At 49.4% G+C, this 13,429-nt stretch carries 6 protein-coding genes; 1 reads left to right on the forward strand and 5 read right to left on the reverse strand.

The window, feature by feature from the left end; genetic code table 11:
* Nucleotides 1–7,927 (reverse strand): InlB B-repeat-containing protein (locus AC9UES_RS05025; protein ID WP_509527239.1); only part of this gene is annotated, 7,927 nt, incomplete at its 3' end.
* A 206-nt stretch (nucleotides 7,928–8,133) separates the two neighbouring features.
* Here AC9UES_RS05025 and AC9UES_RS05030 point away from each other — a divergent pair.
* A complete protein-coding gene (locus tag AC9UES_RS05030) occupies nucleotides 8,134–9,420 on the forward strand; it encodes a CDP-glycerol glycerophosphotransferase family protein (RefSeq protein ID WP_509527241.1) in 1,287 nt (428 codons plus the stop codon).
* 47 nt (nucleotides 9,421–9,467) lie between these two features.
* Here AC9UES_RS05030 and AC9UES_RS05035 read toward each other — a convergent pair whose 3' ends face one another.
* The 4 genes from AC9UES_RS05035 to rplK all read right to left on the reverse strand — a co-directional run bounded on the left by AC9UES_RS05035 (nucleotide 9,468) and on the right by rplK (nucleotide 13,384).
* Nucleotides 9,468–10,517, reverse strand: coding sequence for a DUF3048 domain-containing protein (locus tag AC9UES_RS05035; protein WP_509527243.1), 1,050 nt, complete (start codon nucleotides 10,515–10,517; stop codon nucleotides 9,468–9,470).
* Nucleotides 10,518–10,544: 27 nt separating this feature from the next.
* Complete coding sequence (locus AC9UES_RS05040) at nucleotides 10,545–12,023, reverse strand: NAD-dependent succinate-semialdehyde dehydrogenase (RefSeq protein ID WP_509527245.1); 1,479 nt, start codon at nucleotides 12,021–12,023, stop codon at nucleotides 10,545–10,547.
* Between the two features lie 119 nt (nucleotides 12,024–12,142).
* Nucleotides 12,143–12,838 carry a 50S ribosomal protein L1 gene (gene rplA / locus AC9UES_RS05045; protein WP_509527247.1) on the reverse strand — a complete coding sequence of 232 codons (696 nt, stop codon included), beginning with the start codon at nucleotides 12,836–12,838 and terminating at the stop codon, nucleotides 12,143–12,145.
* Between the two features lie 114 nt (nucleotides 12,839–12,952).
* Nucleotides 12,953–13,384 carry a 50S ribosomal protein L11 gene (gene rplK, locus AC9UES_RS05050; protein ID WP_509527249.1) on the reverse strand — a complete coding sequence of 144 codons (432 nt, stop codon included), beginning with the start codon at nucleotides 13,382–13,384 and terminating at the stop codon, nucleotides 12,953–12,955.
* Nucleotides 13,385–13,429 lie beyond the last annotated feature (45 nt).

Genomic DNA, 13,429 nt, shown 5'->3' on the forward strand with positions numbered 1-13,429 from the left:
CTGGTGCGTAGCCGCCTGAGAAGCTAACTACCGAACCGGTGGTGGTTCTGGACCAACCAGAAAGTGTGTAACCAGCTTTGGTTGGTGCCGGTGCTGTGGCAATGGATCCGCCGGTAAGCATTGATCCATTAGCAATAACTGTTCCGCCCTGGGAGTCATAAACGATGGTGTTGCTATTGGCGGACCAGATGGCATAGAGAGTAAATCCGGAAGTGTCAGCTGGTGCGTAGCCGCCGGAGAAGCTAACTACCGAACCGGTTGTGGTTCTGGACCAACCAGAAAGTGTGTAACCAGCTTTGGTTGGTGCCGGTGCTGTAGCAATTGATCCGCCGACATTCATTGTTGTACTAGAAACGCTGGATCCACCTTGGGAGTCATAAGTAACATTGACAACCACAGCAAGATTTACAGAAGTGGATGTAGCCGTTGCGGTGGTGCCGTTGAGGCTGTTTGTTACAACCACCGAATATGCCGCAGCGTCGGCAGCCGCCACGGTCGCAATTGTGTAACTCGAAGATGTTGCCCCTGAGATGTTGGAGCCAGCTTTCTGCCACTGATAGCTCAATACACCGTTGTCAGTTTTTGATGCTCCAATAGAGAACGTTACGGACTGCCCAAAGACTATGGATTGTGAAATGGGTTGAGTTTCAATAGTTGGAGTAACGGCTGGTGAGTTTGTAGTTACTGCTGCCTTTACTCCTTCATCAGAGTTACCGTCTGTTGAGCTAGCGATTGCGCTAACGCTGACGTAGTACTCAGTACCGTCGGCAATTCCTGGGAAGTTACTGGCCGTGATTGTTGCTGAGGTTCCAGAAACTCCAAGAATGACCACTCTCGCATCACCGCTCCCCGGAGAGTTGTAAACCCTAAGCGTGTAAGTGGATGCATCAGTAATTGCTGTCCAGGAGACTCCAATGGACTTGAGGGTGCTGGATGTAGCGGTCAGAGTTGGAGCGGATGGTCGATCTAGTTTTGCTGGAGTCACAGACAAGCTCTGCTGAACCTGTGATGCTGCAGCATAGGCAGCGTTTCCAGCCTGGTTTGCGTTAATTACACAGGTACCCACACTCTGGTAGGTCACCACACCCGAACTGATTGAACAGACTGCGGAGGAACTGCTTTCGATTGTGAAGGCAACTGTCAGTGAAGAGCTTGAAGTTGCTGTTGGGGTGTATCCGGTCGAGCCAACTCGAGGATTAGTAGGTGCTGTTGAGGTAAAGCTAATGGTCTGATCAGACTGGATGTTGTAAGTACCGGTCGTAGCACTTGGGGAGCCCGTTAGCTCAGCTGTGCTCGGCGAGACCACTGAAACCGTGAAAGTTATGGTGTGAGATCCGGTGTTATCCGAGATGCTCAAGTTGCTGAAAGTAGCAACACCGGTAGTCGATGTCGTTACAGAAGTAGTTCCACTTAGGTTGCCAGGTCCTGAAGCTTTTGTAGCGGTAACTGTGTAGTCGTTAGAAGATTCGTTTGAAGTAGTTAGTGAATTGGAGTATCTATCTTGCAAGGTGACAACAGGTGGCGGGTTGAAAGCCACTGCCATAAACTTATCGACAGTCGAATTGGTCGGCACTTGACTCAAAACAACTTTGCTAGGAACTCCATAAACCGGGTCAATCAAGTCGACGGTGCTTGGGGTAAAGGTTCCGGATGTTTGGTTGTAGGTAAGGGTGGCGCCAGAAGCGCTGAGTGCTAGTCCACCAGTAACTCCATTGTTGCCAGGAAGGTTTATTTCAGCAGCTTCGATCGCAAGGTTAGCAATAGAAATTGAGCCTGATGTTCCAATTACAGAACCACTGGTTCGGAGAGCCATGGTGTCAGTTCCAGTTGGGGCCAGTGCGGATGTGATGCTAATAGCCCCAGAGTTAGTTCCGTCAATCGCGCCAATTCTCAAGACATTAGTACTAAAACGATTTATCTCCGCTGCTACCAAAGAGAGTTTTCCGCTGGTCTCTGTTCCGAGATCGATCTGAAGGTTGTCTGTCGCTGGGCTAATTGTTACTACACCAGAGCTTGCGGAGATATTTGCACTTAGTGCCATTGAGTCTGCTTTGAGTAAAACATCTCCTGAGTTAGAAGTAACCGTTCCAGAATTAGAAATCGAGCTACCGTAAATTTCAATGTCGCCATCCGCGGTTGCGGTTTGATTACCACTTACCGAGATAGCTGCCCCATAGAACTTTATATTCCCGGCGATGGAGTTAGCTCCACTCACCGTGATGGCACTTGTGCTGCCAACTTTTCCAATACGGAGTGAAGAGCTATTCGTCGATACTGTTACGTTGGCGTTCGAAATCGAGGCCCCGAAGCTATCTGCTCCTGGAGCAGGTTCAATGATCTTGCCGCCTGTACCTTGTAGGGACAGAGAAGTGAAAGTTGGGTTATGGACTCCAAGGGTTATTGTCCCTCCAGCAGTCATGACTGCAGAGGTCTGGAAAGTCGCATTTCCGGAGCTAGTCCCAGTTGTCACAGATATGGAACCATTCGTGCTGGTAACGCTGGCCTGTGAGTAAAGTAGCTCGGTCGCTACCGTTGACCCAGCACTGGAAACAAGACTTATGTCACCATCAACACTTTCAATTGTGTTGGTAGTTAGCCAGAGCCCGTACGCTTTGGAGTTGCTAAAGGGAGCTGCCAGTCCCCTAATCGTGATGTCTCCCGATGTGCTAGAAATTTTGTTTGTTCCAGTTGACGCTGTTCCTCCCCACCCAATTAGTAATCCAATGTGATTGCCAGTTCCGGTCATTGTGCCAGATACTAATGAGCCTTCTATTTCAATAGAACCGGTTGTTGAGGTAACCTTGGCCGGTTTTTCAATTTCGATTCCAGTGTTGTGGGAAGTTAATCCAACCCGAGCTGAGTCTTGACCTCGGAGAACTACATTTCCTGCTCCAGAAGAAATTGAACCTATTAGCCTGATTCCTGAGTAAGCCCCGTTGGCAGATGAATTAATACTGGCGGTAGCTTTTGCGTATCCAGTCGGAACGCTAGAGCCATCACCTCCACCAAGAGTTACGTTTCCTCCACTGGAGTTTATGGATACGCCACTTGCAATTAGGATTCCACCTTCGTTGACGCTGTCGGAGTCTGACCACAAAGTGATTGGGCCAGCGTTAGATTGAAGGGTGATGTTCGCCGACGTAAGAATGTTGCTCTTCGATTTCAGGACTATTGCGTTTCCTACACCTGTGGAAGTTAAATTAGCTCCAGCTGTCAAATTACTTGATGCTCCAGTAGATGTGATGGTAATTGATCCAGTTGCACTTATTGCACTGGCGGTAGTAACTGATTCGCCAGTAATGTCTACAGCCCCTGCGGCAGTGAGAATGGCACCGATGGTTGATGTCGAAGAGGATGTGACGGCGATGTCTCCAGATTCAGTGGTTGTCACAGGATAATTTACAGTTACCGAACCTCCTATAAAACTCACATGTCCGGCTATCGAATTCGATGAAGCTGCTGGTGTTGCAGCGGTAATGTCAGCAGTGTTTCCAGCACCGCCTACTGTAAGACCTGAAAGTCCTACCAAGTAAACTTCAGACCTAGGAAACAAAATAGTTTCGGCAAAACTTTCTCCACTGATTGGACGGATGGTTAATTTACCGGAGGTCTTCATCGTGAGAGCCCAGGAGGTGCTGTAGCTTGTGAAGCGGTTCCCAACAAAGAGAACATCGCCAGTGGCAGATCCTGAAGTTGCCCCGATATTCGTTCCGCCGCTATTGACACGGTTAAACCAGGCGCCTCGGTTTCCGTTGAAGTAGATATCTCCAGTTGTAGCCGTAATGTCCACGTTACTTAAATCAAATGAGTAGGTATTTGCCCCTGTTCCCGAAGCATTTCCTTCAAAGTAGATGTCACCGCCGCCAGTGGCGGAAACCGTGTTTCTTACGCTAGCTGTGCCGTCATAAAAAAGCACTGGGTTCGAGTAATTCCCAGTGTTGGCTAAGGAGCTAACAATTCGAATCGCGTCACCGGAAGACTTGGAAGAAGTTATCGTGGTGGCGTTGGTAGTCGCGGAGATAAACAGCCCGTAGGTGTAGTTGGATGTTACGGAACCTGCAAAGTTTGTGATTCGAATTTGACCGTTTCCCGAGTTTACGTTTGTGCCTCCATACCAGTACTGACCTTTGGTGAGCTGGGTAGTTGAAGCGGTTTTGGAAGCAATCGAGATGTCACCGCCACCGGACCATACTTTTGTTCTGTTCGCACCAACAGTGTCTGAAAAACGAATTCCGTCATTAGCTCCATTAGAAGGAGACCCTGCCGGCGGGAAGAATGCGGATGAGTCAGAGGTATATCCTCCACCGAAGTAAATATCTGATCCACCAGTGGCTGTTGCAGTAACGCAGGACCCGATGGTGTTGACACAAAGCGTCCCAGCTGAATGGATGTGTCCAACATCATTACCATCTGAGTCGCTCCAGATTGAAATAGCACCTGTGCCCGCGGCCCCCGGCCCATTGGTCTGCACTGTCGCCGAAGTAAAGGTGACTATGCCAGTCGCTTTAACGCGAATTGTTGATCCAGACGTACCAAGAAGACTAGAGCCGGAGTTAATCCCCACCGATGCCCCATCGATAGTGAGAGCACCGCCCGAGGTAGAAATTGTTCCAGCGGTAGTAACAGTAGAGCCAGCGTCAATATCGATGTTACCACCTGCCGTAATTGTGCCACTTCCTGTTGAAACGGTTGAAGCTGCACTAGAGATTGTGACATTCTGACCAGCAGTAATAGTCTCGGTGGTCTTGGAAAAAGATTTTGAGGCTCCAGTAGAGGTAAGAGTTACGTTGCCGCTGGTCGAGTCAATGTTTGAACTAAGAAGCAATGTGCCACCATCAATAGCTACATTGCCGACGGTTTGAATTGGACTGGAGCCGAAAGTGCTAGTTCCCATGTAAGTCAAATCCGAAGTTGTTCCAGATCGTCCAAGCGTGAAGCTAGATAAACGGGTAGGAGTTGAGAATCTACCGAACCTCCAGTTGCCGGCGGTTTGAGCTCTTGTGAAATCTGTTGCTGATGAAACTACACCGCTAGTGACTGTTGCAGGCTGTATGGTTACGCTACCTGACGTGTTAATCACCGTTCCATAGCCTGCTTCCCACGAGTAGACGCTGTTTGTATTTATAACAACATTTGAGGACGAGCTGGATAAATCCGCAGTGACTCCGCCCGGAGTTGTAATTGATGAACCGCCGACTTCCCCGCCGCCAGAGGCTGCCCAAGCCCCAATTCTAAAAAGACTTGCATTGTTTCCTCTCCAGCCGGTGGCTAGACCTGGAGTTGTGCCATTGCTGTTTCCAATGGCATTAACGGTGATTGGTCCACTTTTTGCTAGGACGTCTGCAAACTCAATGTTTACGCCCCAGCCATCCCCTCCTGAACAAGAAGTCGAAGTGCTTCCCAAGCCTGTTAAAGTAATTCCTCCGCCAAGTCCAGTCGCGAGAATCTGAGAGCCCTGATATCCTCGGGTGGCGCTCCAAACACCGTGCCACCATCCGGTAATTCCTCTGGAACAAGCTGCTCCAGCCTGTGAGTCTGAATAAACGGTGATTGCGTCAGAGGTTGTGGCATTAGACGAAACCACAACTGGGGTCGTGTTGTCCTCCCAGTTTAGGATGATGCCTTGGCTCCAGTTGCTTGTGCCTGCTAGGGCTCGTCCCCACATCGCGATTCGACCGGTGCCGGAATCTACGCGTGCACCATTCTTTAGGGCTATATGTGCGTAGCCGCTCAAACTGCTTGTTGACTGAGCTCCGGCAATAAAGATATCGCCTCCCTTTGAGTTCAAGAGAGTTCCACCCTCGATAAAAACTCCCACATCCCATGCATTGTTAACGCTCATTCCAACGGCGTAACCATCCGGCAATCCATCACTTGCTACAACGCTGCTCCACTTACCTCGAGAAGTGGTTATAGAAGCGTCAGCTCCTCCGTCATCCAAGCCACCGGCTAGCCAAATCTTGCCGCCGTTGGTTTCAATTGAAGAGCTGGTATTTAGGTAAATCGTGGTTGATGACTTGTTTGTTCCAGCTACTTTGTCGTAACCAGTCCATACAACAACGTCTCCGCCAGAGGTTATCAATTTATCGCTGACGTCTAGGAGGAATCGACTTACAGTCTTCAATCGAATCTCGCTACTCGAACCACCGGTTGTGGTCAATGTTGAGTAGATCTCGATCAAATCGGAGGATGAAGTACCCGTCAATCGAATACTTCCAACGGCAGTCAAATTAGCTTCTGTGTCAACTCCAGCACAGGTAACTGTCAGGTCGCCAGCGACGCTAATGGCGCCTCCGGAGTTAGTGAATCTTCCAGACCCGCCACAATTCAAAGTCAAGGAACGACCAGCGGTTGCATTGCTCACGGCCGCAGAAACCGTAATTGCTCCAGTGCTATCGAGTTGAAGATTGCTGGACGTGAGCGCGGTCTGAAGATCTGTATTGAGAATGTTGGAAGCTCCTGCAGAATCTGCCAGCCACACACCTTGTAAAAAGTTTCCGTTAGAGCTACTCGAACCTGAAATTGTTATGGCTGTCGAAAAAGTCTGTAACTTAATAGTTTGAGTGGTGTTGACGAACCCGGGGGCACTATAGGTCAACGTGAGTGTGCCAAGCGTTCCAGAAGTAAACCTTAGGTTCGTAAACTGTGCAACACCAGAAGCGTTTGTTGTTGCCGTGGCACCAGACAAGACTCCTGTGCCCGAGGTTACTGCGGCGGTAACAACTACACCGCTCGAGGAAAAGTTGCCATTAGCGCTGTTCTTTAGCTGAATAACAGGCTGGACAAGTGTGTCCGCACCCACCCGCGCGCCGTTTGCGCTTGTGGTCAGGGATAGAGCGGGCGCTATGTAGGCGATCTTTACGACACCAGAACCACCAGTGCCACCGTTTCTTGACTTGTCACTCCTGCCGTCGATAGTGTACTGCTCCACGTTTCCGTTTCTAGAACCACCACCTCCACCACCACCGGTATTAGTTCCACCGTGTCCGGCAAAGTAGTCAGCCCAACCGTCGCTGGCGTTACCGCCTCCACCACGACCTCCACCACCAGCGCCACCATTTCCTCCAGGCCTTAGATTCCCATCTAGGTGAGCACCACTTCCACCGCTACCAATAAACTGTCCACTAAAGAGGCTCGAGGTTACTCCACCATTGCCGTCGTAGCCGCTACTAGCTCCCCAATATGGGGCGACGGCAGCGCCATTCCGACCAGCATGAGAACCGACGTTGCTAAGTGAAGTAGATCCCGCACTTGCTACTGGTTGTGATCCACCAACTCCACCAGCCCTAGCGACGCTGTAATCTGGCCAAAAACCCGGGTTTCCACCATAGGCAGTGATTGAGAATCCAAGACCGGTTTGAGTTATAGATGAGTTTCCACCTGCTGAACCGTTAGCGCTATACGCTTCGCCGTTTACTGCTGTGTGAGTTATTCGTGTACCGCCAACTCCAACTAAAATGTTGAATTGTCTTCCCGTGTTTCCGTTGAGGTTAACTGTTGCCTCATAAAGTGAACCAGATCCACCACCGCTACCACCGTCGGCTCCACCACCTCCACCACCAGCTACTACGAGAGTGTCGAAAGTGGTGACACCTGTTGGTGCAGTCCAAGTGTGCGAACCAGTGCCAGAAAAAGTAATTACGCACTTGTTGGAATAAAGAGCAATGGATACTCCGGTAAGGCTGCCAACTTCTACTTGGCATTGGTTTGAATCCGAGGAAAGACTTGCCGCGTTCGAAGTCTGTGTTGACGCCAAAAGCACCATAAAGGCAAGACCTGGAACCATCCACCTAAGCACCCGCTTGGATCGGAGGGCTGCAAACAAGGGTTTGGCGGCATGTTTACCCCCAGACTTGGGGCCTTTGGGGTCTATTTTGGGCAGGGCAAAGCCACTAAACAGCAGCCTTCCGAATACCCGAATCGCCATCTCTAGCCACGCCTCACAAGTGTCGCGAAATCCCTTTGATTTCCTAGATTTTTGGGGACTTTTCCATGCTAACTAGACCCTTATATGCGCCCTCTGGAAACAGGATGGTAGTCACCTGTTTTTAGGCCCAAAATCGTGTCATGTCCGAAAAATTCATCAAAATTGGTCCAAAAGGCTATTTCCTAGGACTTTGCTAGGTTTGGGGGATGGAACCCATCAAAGTCGTGTTTTTAGGTCTCTATTTCGAGGCTTGGGATGCCCTTGACGAGATCTACCAAAAAATGGCTAACGACCCTCGTTTTCAGCCAATTGTGGTGTCCATGCCCAGGAAGCTAACTGGCCAATTGGCCTATGCCCAGGAGGAGAAGGCGCATGCCTTCTTCGAAGGCAAGGCAATCCCCCATATTCGGCTAAATTCCGGGGGTTCGGGGAGCCAAAGCCTTGATGGTTTGGCTATTTTGAAGGATTTAGCCCCTGATTATGTCTTTGTGAACTACCCCTGGCAACGAAACTACCAACCGGCAGTCAGGTTTGATCACTTGGTGGAGTTCACCAGGCTCGTCTATGTCCCATATTTCTCACTTGTGATGGTTGACGAGCCTGATGACGAGCCAGGTGGGGGTCAAGGTGATGCACCGGTCGCAACTCATCTGTTTACACAGCGTCTTCATCAACTTGCATCGCTAGTTTTCACTCAAGAAAAAGATGTTGTTGATGCATATGCGTTAACTGAGCGCGGAAATTCTTATGTTCACTTCACTGGTTCACCAAAAATTGACAACTTAGCGCGTGAAGCGGAATTAGGTAAGTCTTCTTGGCCACTTGAAGATGGAAAATTCAAGATAGTTTGGGCTCCGCATCACTCTTATTCGCCGCACTGGTATAACTTTGGTGTGTTTTCAAAAATTTATCTGCCGATGTTGGAATTTGCAAAAGCAAATTCAGACATCCAAATTGTTTTGCGTCCGCATCCATTTCTGTGGAGCACACTAACTGATAGACAAGTACTAACCGAAAAAGAGTTGTCTCCTTGGAGAAAGTCTTGGAGTGAATTGCCAAACACTTCGGTTGATGAAGCTGGTTCTTATGCCGGATTGTTTTTAGCAACAGACATATTAGTAACCGATGGAATCTCTTTTCTTGGTGAGTATCCACTTGTTACAGGAAAGCCTGCAATCTTTTTCGAAAATGCTGACCACTGGAAGTTCAGTGCAACAGGTGAAATTGCTGCAGCTAGTTCAATTAGGGTGAAAACTTTTTCAGAGCTAACAGAAATGCTTGAAAAAGCAAAAAATAATTCTTTAGCGAGTAGGGAAATTGAGATTCAAAGACTAGTTGAGGCAAGCTCTCCTCACCCGGGAGAGTCGGCTAGTCGCATAATCGAAATCGTCTATGAGGATTTCGCTAATGGTCCATCTCCCCTGGTCTCCAAGGAGTCCATCAAGGCAACCCCTTGGGAGCTAGCTGCCGGGCGGGAGCCTTTCGAGGACTAGTAATCGCCCTAGAACCCTGTAATTTAGCGGTTTTAGGCTATTTAGTCTTAGGGGGTAATAGTCAGAGTTGCGGTGTCTGGCTTCAGCTCAACCCAGGTGTTCCCAGGAGCAAGCTTGATTACAGCACCGGTTGAATCTAGAAGTTCAATAGGTGAGGTTTGAGTTGCCTTAGACCAGGTTCCTTCGATGTGCTTGCCATCAACAAAAACCCAAACTTTTCCAGAACCAACCATGATGGTTTTAGGAATAACTCCGTAGCGAGCATCTCGGATGCTGCTATCGATCTGCACTTCTAGAACAACAACGTTTTTGGCTCTGACTTGTTCTTCAGATACGCCATCCATGTGAGGCTCACCGTCCTGGCTGCGAAGCAGATTGCCGGAGCCATCGCCCTTCCAGTAACTGGTGGCGTCTGGGTACTCGATGGTTAGATCAGTAGTTGCTTTACCGGAGCTTGCAGAGGCAGGTTCGTAGTCTTTTGTCTCGTCCAAGAATGCCGCGTAGTTAAAGATTGACTGTGGTGAAGCAAGGTCTTCGTGCTGGGACTGCAGTAGGCCCATGTCAACAACCATGTTGTGTGGAGCAAATCTTTCTGGAGTTCTAGAGAAGCTGTTTGGCTTTACTGACTGCTGAGTGTTCTCATCAGCTAGGTACAAAGAAGTGTCCTGAAGCAAAGCAATAAACATGTCTACTCCTCCGGAGTAGCAGAAGATGCCACCAAAGGCTGCTGCAATGTCCGCGTCCATTGGACGAACTGATCGAACTGGTCCAACTTTGTCTACTGGCTGTGAGTGCCAAGTGACAAGAAGCCTGGTCAAGCCACCTTCAACCATTTGAACGTGAACGATGTCTGCTTTGTTTAGGTTAAATTGAGGTCGACCAGCAGGAGCGTTATCTACCTTGCAGGAAACGGCGGGGAAAGAATTGGTGTCTGGAATTTCAGATTCATTCATGTAGGCAACACCGGTGAGTGGAGCAATCGGGTAAACAAACGCTTCTGGTTCTTCAACCCGAGGCTCAGCGCATCCGGCAAGAACTAGCCCGGCAACAGCCAGAATGGAAACTGTTTTTGTGATCTTCAAAGTCGATTTTCTCATTCCGGCTATTTCCCTTTTCCTTTGTTGCTAGTCGTTCATCGGATCAGCGATGCCAACATAGACAGTTTCTAGATACTCTTCGATTCCTTCAAAACCGCCTTCACGGCCTAACCCTGACGATTTTACTCCTCCAAATGGCGCAGCTGGGTTTGAAATCACCCCAGCGTTTAGTCCAAACATGCCCACTTCAAGCTTTTCCGCGAGTCTTAGCCCACGATTTAGGTTCTGGGTGAACGCGTAAGCGATTAATCCATACTCTGTAGAGTTTGCAATCTTGACTGCCTCGTCTTCGGTCTTGAATGTAACCACCGGTGCCACAGGACCAAAGATTTCTTCTTTGAGAATTTCTGCATTTGTTGGAACATCGACTAAAACTGTTGGTGGGTAGAAGTATCCCTCACCTGCTGGAATTGCTCCACCGGTTAGAACCTTGGCTCCCTTGGAGACAGCATCGGCTACAAGTGCGTGAACAGCGTTTCTACTCTTTTCATCGATAAGAGGTCCGATGTTGGCTCCGTCTTCGGTTCCTCTGGAAACTTTCAGTTTCGACATCTTGTCTGCAAGGCGCTTGGAAAACTCTCCGGCTACCGATTCGTGAACAATCATTCGGTTGGCAGCGGTGCAAGCTTCTCCCATGTTGCGAAGCTTGGCTAGCATCGCGCCTTCTACTGCCTTATCTAGATCGGCATCTTCGAAAACAATGAACGGTGCATTGCCGCCAAGTTCCATCGATACCTTTAGAACTCGATCTGCTGAGTCAGCAATAAGTGCTCTTCCAACACCAGTAGAACCAGTGAAGGAAAGTTTGCGAAGTCTTTCGTCCTTGATTATTGGCCCAGTAACCAAACCAGGTCTTGTGGTCTGGACAACGTTGATAACACCCTTTGGTAGACCAATGTCTTCCAGGACCTTCACAAATAACATCGAAGTCAAAGGTGTCAGGGCAGCAGGTTTTAGGATCATGGTGCAACCAGCTGCGATGGCTGGCGCCATCTTTCGGGTTGCCATTGCTAGCGGGAAGTTCCATGGGGTAATAAAAAGTGATGGGCCAACTGGCTTTTTTAGAACCATGATTCGGTTCTTGCCATCTGGTGCTGTGCCATAGCGGCCGGTAATTCTTGGGGCCTCCTCGGAGAACCAGCGCAAAAACTCTGCTCCGTAGGCTACTTCGCCCTTAGCCTCAGCAAATGGTTTACCCATCTCAAGGGACATAACAAGTGCAAACTCGTCGGCCATCTCGGTTACTTTTTCAAAGGCTGCGCGCAAGATCTCTGCGCGCTCTCTTGGAGCGGTTTTGGCCCAGGCGGACTGTGCGTTGTGGGCAGCCTCGATGGCAGCCATGCCGTCTTCAGGGGCAGCGTCAGCAATAGAAACAAGTACCTTGCCGGTAGCTGGGTCGATTACATCAAGAGTTTTCTTATCGGCTGAGTCTTTCCAAGAGCCGTTAACAAATATGCCCCGTGGAACAAGATCTAATACGCGCTTTTCATCTGCGGCGGAGAACATCTGGCACTCGTCCTTACAGGCTTTTTAAGCCTTGGTGATTTGAGCTTTCTGGTTGAAGTCTACTTCTAGACCTAAAGCCAGAGCCGAAGACCGTTGGTCTTCGGCTCTTTGGCTTGTAGTTAGGCCTTGGCTACTGTGGTGTCCAGCAAGATGCCTGGACCAAAAGTAGTGGAAAGAGCTGTCTTGATAATGTACTTACCTTTTGAGCTTGCTGGCTTTAGACGCTGAATCTCGTCCATAGCGGTAGCTAGGTTTTCAACTAGCTGGCTAGCTGAGAAGGAAGCTTTACCAATAATGAAGTGAAGGTTGGACTGCTTGTCGATACGGAACTCGATCTTTCCGCCCTTGATGTCTGTTACTGCTTTCGCAACATCTGGAGTAACGGTTCCAGTCTTTGGGTTTGGCATTAGGTTACGAGGACCAAGAACTTTTCCAAGGCGGCCCACCTTACCCATTAGCTCTGGGGTGGAAACTGCGGAGTCAAAATCAACCCATCCGGCAGCTACCTTCTCAATCAGTTCGTCGCCACCAACTTCGTCGGCTCCGGCCTTGATAGCAGCTTCCGCAGCTGGACCGGTTGCGAAAACGATAACGCGGGCAGTCTTACCGGTTCCGTGAGGAAGCGATACAGTTCCACGAATCATCTGGTCTGCTTTGCGAGGGTCAACACCTAGCTTGACGGCAACTTCAACAGTTGAGTCAAACTTCTTTGATCCGGTCTCGCGAACCAAGGCAATTGCCTCGGCTGGGGTATAGAACTTACCCTCGGTGATTTTGCTTGCGGCTTCTAGATAAGCCTTTGATCTTTTTGCCATGTGCTGTTATTCCTTTTCTGGTCACAGTTGTGGTTAGCGAACCGATCTGGTTCTCCCACTACTTCTTTAGTTTTTTTGTTGCTTTTGTTGCTTTTGTTGCTTTTGCCTAAGGTTCTAGGCGTCGACGGTGATACCCATGGAGCGGGCAGTTCCGGCGATGATCTTTGCAGCTGCCTCAACGTCGTTGGCGTTTAGGTCAGCCATCTTGGTCTCGGCAATCTTTAGTAGCTGATCCTTGGAAAGGTGCGCCACCTTGTCAGTGTGAGGGGTTGCGGAACCCTTTGGTACTCCAGCGGCTTTCTTGATTAGCTCGGCTGCTGGAGGAGTCTTCAGGATGAAGGTGAAGGAACGGTCTTCGTACACGGTGATTTCTACCGGTACGACGTTTCCTTTTTGGTCTGCGGTTGCGTTGTTATACGCGGTGCAGAACTCCATGATGTTCACACCATGCTGACCTAGAGCTGGACCGATCGGTGGAGCTGGGTTAGCAGCGCCTGCCTGGATCTGAAGCTTGATCATTCCAGTGACTTTTTTCTTGGGTGCCATTTGCTTGTTTTCCTTTTTTAGTAGTTTAGATAAATCTTTAGTTCA

The organism is Rhodoluna sp. (assembly GCF_044232805.1).
In the GTDB taxonomy this organism is placed as follows: domain Bacteria; phylum Actinomycetota; class Actinomycetes; order Actinomycetales; family Microbacteriaceae; genus Rhodoluna.

Excerpts from the sequence above, each read along its gene's own strand:
- rplA (WP_509527247.1), bottom strand. The coding sequence starts at position 12,838 with ATGGCAAAAAGATCAAAGGCTTATCTAGAAGCCGCAAGCAAAATCACC.
- AC9UES_RS05035 (WP_509527243.1), bottom strand. The coding sequence starts at position 10,517 with ATGAGAAAATCGACTTTGAAGATCACAAAAACAGTTTCCATTCTGGCT.
- AC9UES_RS05030 (WP_509527241.1), top strand. The coding sequence starts at position 8,134 with ATGGAACCCATCAAAGTCGTGTTTTTAGGTCTCTATTTCGAGGCTTGG.
- AC9UES_RS05040 (WP_509527245.1), bottom strand. The coding sequence starts at position 12,023 with ATGTTCTCCGCCGCAGATGAAAAGCGCGTATTAGATCTTGTTCCACGG.
- rplK (WP_509527249.1), bottom strand. The coding sequence starts at position 13,384 with ATGGCACCCAAGAAAAAAGTCACTGGAATGATCAAGCTTCAGATCCAG.